The sequence below is a fragment of the Saezia sanguinis genome (assembly GCF_003991585.1).
GTDB lineage: Bacteria > Pseudomonadota > Gammaproteobacteria > Burkholderiales > Burkholderiaceae_C > Saezia > Saezia sanguinis.
Window position 1 is genome coordinate 1 of record NZ_PQSP01000127.1, and the last position, 257, is coordinate 257.

The following is a 257-nucleotide window of genomic DNA, read 5'->3' on the forward strand; positions in this document are numbered from 1 at the left end:
CACCGAGGTCTACTGGCCGGGCGATACGGCGGCCGCCCTCGCCTGGATCAACGACCTACGCGAGCAGTGGCTCGGAGTCCTCGACGGAAGCGATGACACAGAACTCGAACGGGCCACGTCCTACCCGTGGCCGGCCGACGCGGGACTCACCCGCGCTCACCTGGCGGCATGGGTCAATGTGGAATTGCTGAAGAACGCGACCGAGATCGGCCAGTTGCGGATACTGCGCGCGGCCGAGACGGCGGACCGGTAGAAAC

The 257-nt window shown here is 66.9% G+C and carries 1 protein-coding gene; it reads left to right on the top strand.

Features of this window, described 5'->3' with window-relative positions:
• A partial coding sequence (locus CUZ56_RS15225) for a DinB family protein (protein WP_204250961.1) occupies positions 1-253 on the top strand: 253 nt, incomplete at its 5' end.
• Positions 254-257: the final 4 nt, after the last annotated feature.